Source organism: Bradyrhizobium ontarionense, from assembly GCF_021088345.1.
In the GTDB taxonomy this organism is placed as follows: domain Bacteria; phylum Pseudomonadota; class Alphaproteobacteria; order Rhizobiales; family Xanthobacteraceae; genus Bradyrhizobium; species Bradyrhizobium ontarionense.
The window spans coordinates 7,848,884-7,862,233 of sequence record NZ_CP088156.1 but is presented as its reverse complement, the minus strand read 5'-3'; the positions used below and the strand labels follow the sequence as shown (position 1 = coordinate 7,862,233).

The 13,350-nt window shown below is 63.5% G+C and carries 15 protein-coding genes; 4 read left to right on the top strand and 11 right to left on the bottom strand.

The window, feature by feature from the left end:
• Positions 1–25 precede the first annotated feature (25 nt).
• The 9 genes from LQG66_RS34525 to phnC all read right to left on the bottom strand — a co-directional run bounded on the left by LQG66_RS34525 (position 26) and on the right by phnC (position 8,377).
• Entirely contained in the window at positions 26–868 is an 843-nt protein-coding gene (locus tag LQG66_RS34525; RefSeq protein WP_231320255.1) for a phosphodiesterase, read from the bottom strand.
• Positions 869–875: 7 nt separating this feature from the next.
• On the bottom strand, positions 876–1,931 hold the full coding sequence (locus LQG66_RS34520) for an ABC transporter ATP-binding protein (RefSeq protein WP_231320254.1): 1,056 nt from the start codon (positions 1,929–1,931) through the stop codon (positions 876–878).
• A gap of 2 nt (positions 1,932–1,933) precedes the next feature.
• Positions 1,934–2,719, bottom strand: a complete 786-nt coding sequence (locus tag LQG66_RS34515; RefSeq protein WP_231320253.1) for an ABC transporter permease — start codon at positions 2,717–2,719, stop codon at positions 1,934–1,936.
• 4 nt (positions 2,720–2,723) lie between these two features.
• On the bottom strand, positions 2,724–3,539 hold the full coding sequence (locus LQG66_RS34510; protein ID WP_231320252.1) for an ABC transporter permease: 816 nt from the start codon (positions 3,537–3,539) through the stop codon (positions 2,724–2,726).
• Between the two features lie 51 nt (positions 3,540–3,590).
• Positions 3,591–4,598, bottom strand: a complete 1,008-nt coding sequence (locus tag LQG66_RS34505; protein ID WP_231320251.1) for an ABC transporter substrate-binding protein — start codon at positions 4,596–4,598, stop codon at positions 3,591–3,593.
• 158 nt (positions 4,599–4,756) lie between these two features.
• Positions 4,757–5,605, bottom strand: a complete 849-nt coding sequence (phnE, locus tag LQG66_RS34500) for a phosphonate ABC transporter, permease protein PhnE (protein ID WP_231320250.1) — start codon at positions 5,603–5,605, stop codon at positions 4,757–4,759.
• On the bottom strand, positions 5,602–6,486 hold the full coding sequence (phnE, locus tag LQG66_RS34495; protein WP_231320249.1) for a phosphonate ABC transporter, permease protein PhnE: 885 nt from the start codon (positions 6,484–6,486) through the stop codon (positions 5,602–5,604). Before phnE (LQG66_RS34495) ends, phnE (LQG66_RS34500) begins: the two co-directional genes overlap by 4 nt.
• 74 nt (positions 6,487–6,560) lie before the next feature.
• A complete protein-coding gene (gene phnD / locus LQG66_RS34490; RefSeq protein ID WP_231320248.1) occupies positions 6,561–7,490 on the bottom strand; it encodes a phosphonate ABC transporter substrate-binding protein in 930 nt (309 codons plus the stop codon).
• A 74-nt stretch (positions 7,491–7,564) separates the two neighbouring features.
• Entirely contained in the window at positions 7,565–8,377 is an 813-nt protein-coding gene (gene phnC / locus LQG66_RS34485; RefSeq protein ID WP_231320247.1) for a phosphonate ABC transporter ATP-binding protein, read from the bottom strand.
• Between the two features lie 184 nt (positions 8,378–8,561).
• On the opposite strand from phnC, the gene LQG66_RS34480 reads away from it, so the two are divergent.
• The 3 genes from LQG66_RS34480 to LQG66_RS34470 are packed head-to-tail and all read left to right on the top strand — an operon-like array spanning position 8,562 to position 11,125.
• Positions 8,562–9,224, top strand: a complete 663-nt coding sequence (locus tag LQG66_RS34480) for an LbetaH domain-containing protein (protein WP_305879305.1) — start codon at positions 8,562–8,564, stop codon at positions 9,222–9,224.
• Entirely contained in the window at positions 9,221–10,408 is a 1,188-nt protein-coding gene (locus LQG66_RS34475) for an alpha-D-ribose 1-methylphosphonate 5-triphosphate diphosphatase (RefSeq protein WP_231320245.1), read from the top strand. Before LQG66_RS34480 ends, LQG66_RS34475 begins: the two co-directional genes overlap by 4 nt.
• Positions 10,409–10,414: 6 nt before the next feature.
• Positions 10,415–11,125, top strand: coding sequence for a DUF1045 domain-containing protein (locus tag LQG66_RS34470; RefSeq protein WP_231320244.1), 711 nt, complete (start codon positions 10,415–10,417; stop codon positions 11,123–11,125).
• A 77-nt stretch (positions 11,126–11,202) separates the two neighbouring features.
• On the opposite strand, the gene LQG66_RS34465 is transcribed toward LQG66_RS34470, so the two are convergent.
• Both LQG66_RS34465 and LQG66_RS34460 read right to left on the bottom strand, forming a co-directional pair.
• Positions 11,203–11,958: an SDR family NAD(P)-dependent oxidoreductase gene (locus LQG66_RS34465; protein WP_231320243.1), complete on the bottom strand. Its 756-nt coding sequence runs from the start codon at positions 11,956–11,958 to the stop codon at positions 11,203–11,205.
• Positions 11,959–11,989: 31 nt separating this feature from the next.
• The gene (locus LQG66_RS34460; protein WP_231320242.1) at positions 11,990–12,169 is read right to left on the bottom strand and encodes a hypothetical protein; all 180 of its coding nucleotides are present in this window, start codon (positions 12,167–12,169) and stop codon (positions 11,990–11,992) included.
• 624 nt (positions 12,170–12,793) lie between these two features.
• Between LQG66_RS34460 and LQG66_RS34455 the strand changes: the two genes are divergently transcribed.
• Positions 12,794–13,348: a peroxiredoxin gene (locus tag LQG66_RS34455; RefSeq protein WP_231320241.1), complete on the top strand. Its 555-nt coding sequence runs from the start codon at positions 12,794–12,796 to the stop codon at positions 13,346–13,348.
• Positions 13,349–13,350: the final 2 nt, after the last annotated feature.

Here is a 13,350-nt window from a genome sequence, read left to right as displayed (position 1 = left end):
CGGACAACATGTCGGCGTCGGGCGGTCAATCGATCAGCGTGCCGTCTTCGTTGAAGAATGGATGCGGCCCCTCGAAGTCGCCGATCGGAATCTGATGCGTGACGACCGTGCCGAATCCGGGACCGGGAAACCAGGCATGGAGATGGAACGCCGGCGGCTCGATCCGGAACGATGGCGGCCGGAGCATTGCCAGATCGAGATCGACTGCGTGGTTCGGTGCCGGACAGATCGTGCAGGGAATGCCGGCAAACCGGGTCAGCGCGGCGCGGTGCACGTGACCGCATCCGATCAGTTGCACGCGAGGATGACGCGCGACGATTGCCGCGAGATCGTCGGCATTGCGCAGGTTCTGCCGGTCCATATGCCAGATGCCCGCAGCAAATGGCGGATGGTGCAGGAACAGCAGCGCCGGGCGGCCGGCGCCGGTCGACAGTATCGCGTCGAGCCAGTCGAGGCTTTGCGGGTCGAGCTCGCCGTGCGGATGACCGGGCACACTCGAATCGAGCAGGATCAGGTCGAGCTCCGCCAGTTGCACGTGCCGGTTCAGCGGACCCGAGGGCCCCGCATAGGGATGACCGGGCAATGCGATCCGCATCAGCTCGCGCGAATCGTGATTGCCCGGAATGGCCACGAACGGGGTCCTGAGCTCGCCCAGGAGATCTGTGAGATGCTCGTACTCGGCGGACGACGGCGTATCGGCGAGATCGCCGGAGATCACCACCAGATCGAGCTTGGGCTCGAACCGATTGAGCTCGGCGATGCAGCGGGAAAGGGCCAGGGCCGTGTCGACCCGCCGATAGGCAAGACGCCCGGGCGTCTTGATGTGCAGGTCGGATATCTGGGCAATATGGACGGGACTCTTGGTCATTCGGCTATCAGCCTTCCTCGGGAAGCAGGCGGATCGCATCCGGCGCAATGCAAAGGCCGATCCGCTCGCCGGCGCTGACCTTGATCGTATTCGGTGCATCCACGGCAAGCGGAACGGCAGCCGCCTCGCGGACGATGATGCGCTGACGGTCGCCGGTAAAGCGGACGCTGTCGACCACGCCGGAGAGCGTCGATGTCGACGCGTCGACGATCCCAATCGTTTCAGGTCGGACCATCGCCACCGCCTTGGTACGCTGTCCCGGTTCGGCGACTGGCTGCCGGCCGCCCGGCAGAATGAGGTGGCCTCCCTCGATGGCCGTCTCGATGATGTTGGCCGCGCCGACGAATTCGGCGACAAAGCGGTTGGCGGGCGTGAAATAGATCTCCCGCGGCGTACCAACCTGGGCGATGGCGCCCTTGCGCATCACCACGATGCGGTCGCCCAATTCCATCGCCTCGGCCTGGTCGTGGGTCACATAGATCGCCGTGATTCCGAGCGTGCGCAACAGGCCGTTGAGCTCGCCCCGCAGGCGCTCGCGCAAGGCCGCGTCGAGCGCCGTCAGCGGCTCGTCGAGCAGAAGCACGCTCGGCCGGATGGCGACCGCGCGCGCCAGGGCGACGCGCTGACGCTGGCCGCCCGAGAGCTGATCGATGCGCCGACCCTCCAGGCCGCCCAGATTGGTCAGTGCGACCAGTTCGGCCACCCGCGCGGCCCGTTCCGTCCTGGGCACACTGCGAATCTTCAATCCGTAGCCGATGTTGTCGGCGACGCTCATGTTGGGAAACAACGCGTAGGACTGAAACACCATGCCGACATTGCGCTTCTCGATCGGCTGCCGCGTCAGGTCCTTGCCATCGAACAGCACACGCCCGCCCGCATCGGGGGTCTCCAGCCCCGCCACGATCCGCAGCAGCGTGGTCTTGCCGCAGCCCGACGGGCCGAGCAGCACCAGCGTCTCGCTTTGCGCGATGTCGAGCGTGGCGCGCGCGAGCGCGCAGGTTCCGTCGGCGAAGGTCTTGCCGCAATTCTCGACCTTCAGGGCCGCTCCGTGCCGGGTCATCATGCTCACCTCGCGTTTCCTCTCTCCCCGATCCATTGCATGGCGACCAGCAGCGGAATGATCATGACGAAGAAGATCAGCGTGTAGGCGGAGGCCACTTCCAGCCGCATCGATGCATAGCTGTCGGCGAGGCCGACCGGCAGGGTCTTGGTCAACGGCGTGTGCAACATCCAGGTCAGGTTGAATTCTCCAAGCGACAGCGTGACGACCATGAGGCTGCCGGCCAGGATCCCAGGCGCGGCATTTGGAACGATGATGTCGACGAAGCGGCGCCATGGCGCGGCCCCGACCGACGCGGCGCCTTCATCGAGCGACTTGACATCGATGGTGGCGAACACGGCCATCACCGAGCGGACCATGAACGGCATCGTGAAGATCACATGCCCTGCAAGAATGAACAGCCACGACCGGCGGAAGCTTCCGAAGCCGCCATAGGTCAGCAGAAGACCAAGGGCAATCGCGAGTCCGGGAATGGCGAGCGGCAGCGTGATGATCTCTTCGACGAGCCGTGCCAGCCGGCCCCCGCGAACGTAGAGCGCGTAGGCGGCGGGCACGCCGACCACGAGCGTGACGGCCAGCGTCCCCAACGCAATCAGGATCGAGGCCAGCATCGTGTCCGCATACAGCTCCCAGACCTGGACGACCCATTGCAGGGTCACACCGGACTGGATGCCGCGGAAATAATTGACCGTCACGCCCGCGGCGATCGACAGACCTGCAGGCACGGCAAGAAAGGCGGCGACGAGCACTGTGAACAGGAATTGCAGGGTAAAGATGACTCGGTTGCGCACGTGCCTAGCCCGCCGCCGCAACGGAGTTGCCGGTAAAGGAGCGCGCAAGCGCCAGGATCAGCCAGGTCATCACGCCAAGCCCGACCGACAGGGCCGCCGACGTGGCGAGATTTCCCGCAAGTGTGAACTCCGTGTAGATCAGCATCGGCAGCACGTCGATGTTGGTAGCCAGCGTGAAAGCCGTGCCGAACGCCCCCATCGCCGTCGCGAACGCGATGGCGCCCGAGGCAACCAAAGCCGGCACAAGCGCCGGCAGGATCACGTCACGCAGCACGGCCCACGGGCCTGCGCCGAGCGACCGAGCCGCCTCCTCCAGGCCAGGATCCAGCTTCTGCGCTGCGGCCATGATGGTGAGGATGACGCGTGGGATCGAGAAGTAGAGATAGCCCAAAAATAGCCCGTAGATCGAATAGGCGAAGACGAGCTTGTCTCCGGTGAGACGTGAGGAGACCTCGCCGACGAGGCCCTGGCGGCCGGCGAGCAGGATGATCATGAAGCCGATCACGACGCCGGGGAAAGCGAGCGGAAACGTCAGGATCGCGACAAGGATGGCGCGCCCCGGAAAGCGGTGACGTTGCAGGAACAGACCGGCGATCGTTGCGACCACCAGCGTCGCAATCGTGGTCGCTGCTGCCAGCAGCACCGTGTTGAGAAGCGTGGCGCGGTAGCGAGGCTCGAGCAGGATCGCGAGATATTCCGCCAGTCCGCGCGGTCCCTCAGCGCCGGTGACGAGCAGCCTCGTCATGGGTAACAGAAAGAAGGCTGCCGTCACCGCCGCTAGTGGCAGCAGACAGATCCAGACGAAAGATTTGTGCGACATGGGATCAGGGACACCCCGCCGGATCATCGCCCGGCGGGGCGTTGCGCTCCTTTAGCGGACTTCGGACAGATAGCGGTCGACGAACCCCTTCTGCGCGGCTTCCATGTCGCCCCAGTTCACGCTCTTGGCACGGGCGTAGTCGCTGTCAGGCAGGAACTTGCTCTTCACCGCCTCGGGCAGCTCGATCGGGCGGGCCGGACGCAGATAGGCATTGGTCCAGATCGCCTGTCCCTTGTCGGAGAGCAGATAGTCCATGACCTTCTTCGCCTTGTCCTTGTCGGGCGCGTTCTTCACCAGGCCGACGACATACGGGAAGATCACCGATCCTTCGCACGGAATGACGAATTCGAAATTGCCCTTCTCCGAGTACTTCGCGCGGTAGGCATTGAAGTCGTAGTCGAACAGGATCGGGACTTCGCCCGACACCACCCGCGCATAGGACGTCTGCTTCGGCACGATCGGATCGTTCTTGCGCAACTCCTTGAAGAAGGTGACGGCAGGATCGAAATTGGATTGCGAACCGCCGAGGGCGAGGTTGACTGCGACGGCGCCGACATAGCCGACGGCCGCGGAGCTCGGATCGAGATAGCCCACCATGCCCTTGTAGTCGGGCTTGAGCAGGTCCTTCCAGCAGGCGGGCACCGGCTTGCCGCCGAGGGCGTCCTTGTTCACGAACAGGCCGATCGTACCCGAATGGATCGTCGTCCAGTAGCCGTCCGCGTCCTTCAGACCGGCCGGGACCTGATCCCAGTTGACGGGCTTGTAGGCTTCCAGCGCATCCTGCGCCTTCGCCTTCATGCCGAAGGTCACGCCGAAATAGCCGATGTCGCCGACGGGATTGCTCTTCTCCGCGAGAATCTGGGCCAACGCCTGGCCGGAATTCTTGTTGTCGTGCGGAATGTCGTAGCCGAGATCGGTCTTGATCGCCTTGAGCATCGAGGCCCAGTCGGCCCATTCCGGCGGACAATTGTAGCAGATGACATCGGCGGCCTTGGCCGGCTGCCACGGCCCCAGAACACACAGCGCGAGCAGAGCGAGAACGAGGCGGGTGACCTTCATGAAGACTGACTCCGTATTCCTGGCATGACGGCTAGTTCCGGAGCTTCCCCTAAAGCCCGCACATGAAGGATTTGCGACAGCGCGTGCAGTGCACACAGCCCGCGCGACATCCTGATCGTTTGTCTACGAACGACCGCAACCTTCGGATGCCGATCCGTTCACGCGACCGCGCGGCGCCCGATGATCGCAAAACGCAGCTTGCCCGAGATCCAGTCGATCGCAGCCACCGCCACCAGGATCATCAGGATCAGGAACGACACCTTCTGCCATTCCAGCACGCGGATCTGTTCGGCGAGCTGCAGCCCGATGCCGCCGGCGCCGACGATGCCGATGATCGTCGCCGAGCGCGTGTTGGACTCGATGAAATAGAGCACCTGGCCGGCGATCACCGGCAGGACCTGTGGCAGCAGGCCAAACCGAATCTCGTGCAGCGCGCTGCCGCCGGAGGCGCGGACACCCTCGACCTGCTTGCGATCAGCGGCTTCGAACGCCTCGGAAAACAGCTTTCCGAAGGCGCCAAAGTCGGAAACCGCAATCGCCAGCACGCCGGCGAACGGACCAAGGCCGACGACATTGATCCAGACCAGTGCCCAGATCAGCGTGTCCACGCCCCGGATCGTGTCGAAGAAGCGCCGCACCGGAAAGCGGAAGATCGCCGATGGCACGATGTTGCGGGCCGCGAGCAGGCTGACCGGCAGCGCCGTAACCGCAGCAAGCGTCGTGCCCAACAGCGCGATCGACAAGGTCTCTCCCAGCGCCTGCAGATAAGCCGCCAGCGAGCTTCCCGGATCGGGCGGCAGCATCATCAGCGTGATCCAGCCGAGCTGACGCAGGCCGGCGGCGAGCCGCACCGGCGAAAACTCCAGATCGACCAGACCGAATACAAAAATCGCCAACGCCAGGATCAGCATCGAGGGGACCGCGAGCCGCGCCGAGACCGGCTTGACGAAAATATGCGGATAACGGCTGCGCAGCTCGGCTTGATCTGCCGGCACAACGGGCTTCATGGCCGGCCCTCAGCGCCAAATAGGCGGGCACGCAGCCAGCCGGTGCTTATATCGATCAGGAACACGGCAACGATGATCAGGACCAAGATCGCGCTGACGTCGGAATAATAGAACTTGCGGATCGCGACCACCAGTTCCTGTCCGATCCCGCCCGCACCGACGAAGCCCATCACCGAGGCCTCACGCACGTTGATCTCGAAGCGCAGCAGCGTATAGCTCGCATAACCGGCGATCACCTGTGGCAGCACCCCAAAACGCATGCAGGCCAGCCAGCTTGCGCCGGTGGAGCGGATGCCCTCGACCGGCTTCATGTCGGCATTCTCAACGACCTCGGTGAACAGCTTGCCCAGAGCGCCGGTCGAATGCAGGGCGATCGCGAGTACGCCGGCCATCGGCCCGAGCCCAAATGCCATTACAAAGACCAACGCGAAGACGATGCCCGGGACCGTGCGGACGAATTCGAGCAGCCGGCGCACGGCAAAGCGCAGCCACGGTGCGGGCGACGTGTTCTCTGCCGCCAGGAAATTCAATGCGAAGCCCAGAACCGCACCAAGCAGGGTGCCGACATAGCTGATCAGCAGGGTCTCGCCGAGCATCAGGAGCCACTTGCGGAAGCCCCAGAACCATTCCGGAATGTTGGTCCAGACGCGGTTGCCGTCGTCGAGCTTCAGGAGACGGTCGAAGTAGCTGACGAAATTGCCGAAATAGGTGAACAAGGTCCGCAGGTTCACTTCCGCGCCGACGCTGGCGACAACGAGCAGGACCACGAACAGCGCCGCCCCGAGCGCAAGCCGCAGCCGCTTGCGCGCGACTGCCTTGCGATAGGCCTCGTTCAGGCTGGCGAGCTGAGCATTCGGAAGAATGGAAACGGCTGAAGCCATTGCAAGCCTGACGAGACGGAACAAAGGGAAAGGCCGGGTCAGCCAGACCCGGCCTTCGAAAGCGGTGCCGACGCTTACGATCCCTTCTTGCGGAGATTGTCGACGAACTTGATCAGCTCGATGGTCTTGTTGAAATCCTCGTTGCTGGTCGACTCCCACGGCTTGTTCTTGCCGTCCGACAGCTTGTTGAAGGTGTCCGGCTCCTTCGTCGCCGCGTCCAGGAACGCCTTCTTGATCGCGGCCTTCATGTCTTCAGGAAGATCGCTGAGGTAGGCGAAAGGCGAGTTGATGATCAGCTCGGACTTCGCGATGATGCGGAAATCGTCCTTGGTCAGCGTCTTGCCGTCAGCCGACTTCACCATGTTCTTGGTGATCATGCGGGCCAGGTTGGAATCGTCATCGGTCTTCCACCAGTTGGCGGCGACCTCGACGGTGCCTTGCGCCAGCGCCAGCACCGCGTTCTCATGACTGCCGGTGAACACGACCTTGGAGAAATAGGAATCGGCGTCGATCCCCTTCTGGTTCAGGCTGAAGCGCGGCATGTTGTTGCCGGACGTCGAGTTCGGATCGACCAGGCCCAGGTTCTTTCCCTTCAGGTCCTCGATCTTCCGATAGGGGCTCTTGGCGAGCACGTAGAACACCGAGTAATAGCCCTTCGAGCCGTCGGCATTGACGTCGATCACGAAGGCGTCGGTCTTCACGCCGGTCAGCCGGGCGCGCGCAAACGAGGCCGGACCATAATAGCCGATGTGAATATTGCCCGCGCGCTGCCCCTCGATCACCGCCGCGTAATCGTTGGCGATGCGCAGCGTGACCTTCACGCCGAGTTCCTTCGAAAGGTAGTTGACGAACGGGGTGTAGCGCTCGGTCACGCCAGATGCATTTTCTTCCGGATGAACGGCGAACGTGATTTCCGGATATTTCGTCCGCCAATCTTCGGCGGACGCAGACGCGGTCAGGGCCAGCGACGCCAGGCCGGCAACAATGAGACGACGGTTGATCATAGGGTCACCTTTCAAGTCAGGTTGAACTGAGAACTCGGTGTGCGGCGCGCGCCGCAGTCGAACGCAGGACAAGATCAGGCCGCGGCAACTTCGCCGAGAGCCGGAATTGCGGTACCGGAAACCGGCGGCGGCACGGTACCCATCACCTCGTCGGCTTCGAGGTCGTAAAGCTCGCGAGCGATCTGGGCGGTCAGCGCGGCAGGCACGTCATCGAACACGAGGCGGCCTGTCGCCATGCCGATCAGGCGGTCACAATAGGTCCGCGCGAGATCGAGCGAGTGCAGGTTGCAGATCACCGTGATGCCGAAATGCTTGTTGATGCGCAGCAGCGCATCCATCACGATCTTGGTGTTGCGAGGATCGAGCGAGGCGATCGGCTCGTCGGCGAGGATGATCTCCGGGTTCTGCACTAGCGCGCGCGCGATCGCGACACGTTGCTGCTGGCCGCCCGACAATTGGTCCGCACGTTGAGCAGCCAACGCGGCGATGTCGAACTGCTCGAGCGCCGACAGCGCGACCGCGATATCCTCGGCCGGCCAGAGCTGCGCCAGCGATCGCCAGGAGGACACTTCAGCCAAGCGCCCCATCAGCACGTTGCTCAGCACGTCAAGCCGGCCGACCAGGTTGAACTGTTGGAAGATCATCGCCGAGCGGGCGCGCCACTGCCGCAACTCGCGGCCGCGCAGCGTCGTGACGTCGATGTCCTTATAGAGGATCCGGCCATCGCTCACCGGGTTCAGCCGGTTGATGGACCGCAGCAGCGTGGATTTGCCGGCGCCGGAACGGCCGATCACGCCGACGAAGCTGCCCGGCGTCACCGAAAACGTCACGTTGTCGATTGCGGCTTTCGTGCCGAAGCGGCACGTCAGGCCTTCCACTACCAGCATTCACAACTCCACAGGCTAAGCCTGGAGCATCGCTAGCGCGTGGTTTCTACAGTTATGTGACAATCGTCCCGCATGACAGAGACGGTCCACACCCGCCTCCGCGAGGCGCAATTGTCATCCCATTGTCATGTTGGATGCCGAATACGGTGACAGCAAAGCTTCGAGGCCGAGACAAGAACATCAGATGGCAGGCAACATCCTTTCCGTGAAACCGACAATTGATCCCAGCGCGAAGGTCCAGGGGACGACGCTGGGTGCCTATTGCGAGGTCGGAGCCCGCACCATGCTCCTGGAGGTGACGATGGGCGACTACTCCTATGTCGTCAACGACGCCCAGATCACCTACACGAGCATCGGAAAGTTCTGCTCGATCGCCGCGATGACCCGGATCAATCCCGGCAATCATCCGATGCATCGCGCCACGCAGGCGCACTTCACCTACCGCGCCAGTGCCTATTTCCCAGGTGAGCCGGACGACGCTGACTTCTTCGCCTGGCGCAGGGAGCATCACGTCGACATCGGTCACGACGTCTGGATCGGCCATGGCGCGATCGTGCTGCCGGGCCGCAGCATCGGGACGGGTGCCGTCGTGGCGGCCGGAGCCATCGTCACCAAGGATGTCCCGGCGTACACGATCGTCGCCGGCAACCCAGCCCGCGTGATCAAGCGCCGGTTTCCGATCGATATCGAACAGCGGCTCGTAAATCTTGCCTGGTGGGATTGGGACCATGGGGCGTTGCGGACGGCTCTACCGGATTTCAGGCGTCTTGGGATCGCAGAGTTCCTGGACAAGTACGAAGCAACTCTCGACGCCCCGGCCTCGATGCGGCAGAGTGCCGTCCCATGAGAGAAATATTGATCTCCGGCGGCCGCGGCCTGATCGGCCCCGACCTTGTCGGCACGTCCTTGGTTGTTTCCGACGGAATCATCACAGAGGTCGACACCTTCCCGCAGCGGCCGGGTCTCGCGCTCGATGCCGGCGGATTAACCGTGCTGCCAGGCATCGTCGACGTTCACGGCGACGCTTTTGAACGGCAGATGATGCCGCGCGCCGGCGTCGATTTCCCGACCGACGTGGCGCTGATCGACAGCGACCGCCAGGCGATCGGCAACGGTATCACGACCGTCTTCCATGCGACGACCTGGTCGTGGGAGCCGGGCCTGCGCAGCGCCGACAATGCGCGACGGCTGCTCGAGTCGATCGAGGCCCTGCGCCCGCGGCTTGCCGCCGACACGCGCTTCCACCTGCGTCACGAGACATACAATCTCGACGACGAGGACGAGATCCGACAGTGGCTCGCCGATCGGCGCGTCGACCTGTTCGCCTTCAACGATCACATGGATTCGACGGTCGCGAGCCTCGAGAAGCCGCACAAGCGCCAGCGCATGGTCGACCGCACCGGACTGTCCGGCCCGGAGTTCGATCGCCTGGTCGAGCGCATGGTCTCCCGCGCCGATGCCGTTCCGGCTTCGATCGCTCGTCTGGCTGAAGTTGCCCGCAAAGCGGACATCCGCATGCTGTCGCACGATGACGATAGCCCGGCGATGCGCAAGGCATTTCGAAGCCAAGGCGTGACCATCGCCGAGTTTCCCGTCAATGAGGAGACCGCGCGTGAAGCCGCCGAAGGCGGCGACGCCATCGTGTTCGGTGCACCCAACGTGGTCCGCGGCGGCAGCCATACCGGATGGACCAAGGCGAGCGACATGATCGCCAAGGGGCTGTGCTCCGTCCTGGCATCGGACTACTATTATCCCGCGCCGTTGCTGGCCGCGTATCGGCTGGTCGCCGACGGCATTCTTCCTTTGTCCCGTGCCTGGGCCCTGGTCTCGGATGGGCCGGCGCGAGCCGCGGGACTGTCGGACCGCGGTTCGCTCGCAGAAGGCCGCCGCGCCGATATCATCCTGGTCGACGACAGCGCTCCGCTGCGACCACGCGTCGTTGCCGTGATCGCATCCGGCCGGCTGGTCCATCTCACCGAGGCCAATCGGCTGAGCATGGCCCTGCCGGCGCGCGCTGCTGCTGCGGAGTAGGCGCCCGTGGCCGGCCTCCCGCGTTATGCCATCTACTATGCGCCTGCGGCCGGGACGGCGCTGTCGCAGTTCGGCGCGAGCCTCCTCGGCTACGACGCATGGGCGGGCGAAGACGTCGGGTTTCCCGAGGACATCGTGAACCTGATCCCCGACTGGTCGGAGCTGACTGCCGACGCGCGCAAATACGGCTTCCATGCCACGCTGAAGGCACCGTTTGCCTTGGCCGACACCAAGAGCGAAGCCGAGCTGTGCGCAGCCTGCGCCGACTTCGCGGCTGCGCCGAGGGTGCTGCCGATCATCCGGCCGGTCGTGGACGCGATCAGCGGTTTCATCGCAGCGATTCCCGGCGATGCTTCGCCGGCATTGCAAATGCTCGCGACCGATTGCGTCGAGGCCTTCGAGCCGTTTCGTGCACCGACGACGGCGGAGGATCGCGCGCGCCGCAAGCCCGAGCTGCTGACGCCGCGCCAGCGCGATCATCTCGACCGCTGGGGCTATCCGTATGTCATGGAGGATTTCCGCTTCCACATGACGCTGACCTGCCGCCTCTCCGACGAACGGCGTCGTCCCATTCTGTCCATGCTCCAGAGCCGCTTCGAAGCGCTCGCACTGGCGACCTTGGCAATCGACCGGATCGTGCTGTTCCGTCAAGCCGACGCCCGGGCCGGTTTCCGCATCATCGCAGACTGGCCGCTCACGGCTGCTCGACAGCCGTAGTGGCCGTCAACTCGGCATGGCCGCGACATGCGGTGGCGCCTGCCAGGCGAACACCGACGATCGCTATCTCAACGGACCTAGACCGCCTTCGTCAGAGCGCCATCGATGATCAGGTTGGTTCCGGAGATCCGGCTCGCCAGCGGACTGGCGAGGATGACGACGCCGTAAGCCACCTCCTCGGCGGTGCCCATACGCCCCGTCGGATTCAGGCCCATCGCGGTCTTGAACAGGTCCGGCGACCCATTCTCGATGTTCTGCCAGATGCCGCCATCGAAGTAGGTGTTGCCCGGAGAGACCGCGTTGACACGGATCCCCTTGCCGACGAGCTGATGTGCAAGCCCCTTCGCGTAGTGGATCAAGGCGCCCTTGATCGCCCCATAGGATCCCGCAGCGAAGTCGACCTCAAATCCGGATACGCTGGAGATGATGATGATCGAGGCGGATGTCGACTTCTCGAGATAGGGAACGGCCGCGGCCACCGTGTTGACGGTGTGCATCATGTCGATGCGGAAGGATTTTTCCCAGGTCTCGGGAGAATCGCCGACGGCGAGCGAGCTGACATTGCAGACCACGCAATCGACGCCGCCGAACTCCGCGGCGGCCCCATCCACCCAGCCCTTCAGCGCGACGGCGTCGGCGACGTCGATCCCCTGCCCCCACGCCTTGACGCCTCTGCTTATGAGCTTCGCGACAGCATTGCCGACGGCTGCCGCATCGCGCGCGCAGATCGCGACATTCGCGCCTTCAGCGGCGAACAGTTCGGCGATCGCAAGCCCGATGCCCTTGCTGCCGCCGGTCACCAGCACGCCCTTGCCGGCCAATCCCAGATCCATGATCCTCTCCCCTATGTGTACGTCTACGGATTCAGCCGTGGTAGCCGACCAGCACGGCCTTGTTGGTCTTGCAGATGTAGGTGTATTTCGGATTGACCACCTGGGTGCAGCGCGCCTCGGCGATCTGGCCGAGCAGCATGCAGGCCTCGGGCGCCGGAATCTTCCAATCGTCCTCCAGCCAGTTGATCACTTTCTCGAACGCAATCCGCATTGCGTCCTCGAGCGGACGCGCACAGCCCAATGTGCAGATATGTGTCGGTGTCTCGATCCACGGGTGGTTCAGTCGCGCTGGCGAGACTATGTTCGCTTGGTGCAGCAGCAAGGCGAAATAACAGACGCGATCTGCTGAAAAGCTGACGGTGCAAGGTCCGCTGCCGCGTCTCGGGCTGCGCACTGCCGAGAGGATGTCGCGTTGCTGCCGCTTGGCGAGTCGCTTTGATCAAACATGCATCGCAGCCGCGGCCATAATGTCAATTTTGCCACGATGCCCGCACAAAGAAATTGCAGGCCCGCCGCAGCTGCGGACGCGGCTCCTGTCCCGCATCGGACATCCAGTCGAGGCCGACCGCATCAACTCTTCTTTGTGACCTGGACCGGACGCACGCTCTGCATGTGTGCACGCGCATTCAGCCGAATGTTACGAATCGGACGCTGCGCCGTCATCTCATCACGCCCATGGGCACGTCTCGAACATCGCTCGCATTCGCAACCGCAACATCATCAAAGCCGACTGTCGACTTTCCGACAAAGCATTGATGTTGATAGCTAATGGCATATCGCTTGCAATGCACAATGAGCCTCGCTATTGCAGCGCAGAAATTTCTTGGAGTGCGACATGCTCGGAATTGGAAGTAAGCTGCCATCGTTCGAAATCGTCGGCGTGAAGCCCGGTTTTCATATTCAGGAGGAGAAGGGCGAGAGCGCCTTCGAGACCCTGACCGAGACCAGCTTCCCCGGAAAGTGGAAGATCATCTTCTTCTATCCGAAGGACTTCACTTTCGTCTGCCCGACCGAGATCGCCGAGTTCGCTCGCCTCTCGAAGGACTTCGCGGACCGCGACGCCGTGGTGCTCGGCGGCTCGACCGACAACGAGTTCTGCAAGCTGGCCTGGCGTCGCGACCACAAGGACCTGCATAAGCTGCCGATCTGGCAATTCGCCGACACCAAGGGTGCGCTGGTCGACGGTCTCGGCGTCCGCTCACCGGACGGCGTGGCCTACCGCTATACGTTCATCGTCGATCCCGACAACACGATCCAGCACGTCTACGCGACCAACCTCAATGTCGGCCGCGCGCCGAAGGATACGTTGCGCGTGCTCGACGCCCTGCAGACCGATGAGCTCTGCCCCTGCAACCGCGAAGTTGGCGGCGAGACCCTGAAGGTCGCTTGATC

Coding starts and splice junctions, on each gene's coding strand:
- LQG66_RS34465 (WP_231320243.1), bottom strand. CDS start 11,958: ATGGATCTGGGATTGGCCGGCAAGGGCGTGCTGGTGACCGGCGGCAGC.
- LQG66_RS34505 (WP_231320251.1), bottom strand. CDS start 4,598: ATGAAGGTCACCCGCCTCGTTCTCGCTCTGCTCGCGCTGTGTGTTCTG.
- LQG66_RS34475 (WP_231320245.1), top strand. CDS start 9,221: ATGAGAGAAATATTGATCTCCGGCGGCCGCGGCCTGATCGGCCCCGAC.
- LQG66_RS34510 (WP_231320252.1), bottom strand. CDS start 3,539: ATGTCGCACAAATCTTTCGTCTGGATCTGTCTGCTGCCACTAGCGGCG.
- LQG66_RS34525 (WP_231320255.1), bottom strand. CDS start 868: ATGACCAAGAGTCCCGTCCATATTGCCCAGATATCCGACCTGCACATC.
- LQG66_RS34455 (WP_231320241.1), top strand. CDS start 12,794: ATGCTCGGAATTGGAAGTAAGCTGCCATCGTTCGAAATCGTCGGCGTG.
- phnE (WP_231320250.1), bottom strand. CDS start 5,605: ATGAAGCCCGTTGTGCCGGCAGATCAAGCCGAGCTGCGCAGCCGTTAT.
- phnE (WP_231320249.1), bottom strand. CDS start 6,486: ATGGCTTCAGCCGTTTCCATTCTTCCGAATGCTCAGCTCGCCAGCCTG.
- phnC (WP_231320247.1), bottom strand. CDS start 8,377: ATGCTGGTAGTGGAAGGCCTGACGTGCCGCTTCGGCACGAAAGCCGCA.
- LQG66_RS34480 (WP_305879305.1), top strand. CDS start 8,562: ATGGCAGGCAACATCCTTTCCGTGAAACCGACAATTGATCCCAGCGCG.
- LQG66_RS34520 (WP_231320254.1), bottom strand. CDS start 1,931: ATGATGACCCGGCACGGAGCGGCCCTGAAGGTCGAGAATTGCGGCAAG.
- phnD (WP_231320248.1), bottom strand. CDS start 7,490: ATGATCAACCGTCGTCTCATTGTTGCCGGCCTGGCGTCGCTGGCCCTG.
- LQG66_RS34460 (WP_231320242.1), bottom strand. CDS start 12,169: ATGCGGATTGCGTTCGAGAAAGTGATCAACTGGCTGGAGGACGATTGG.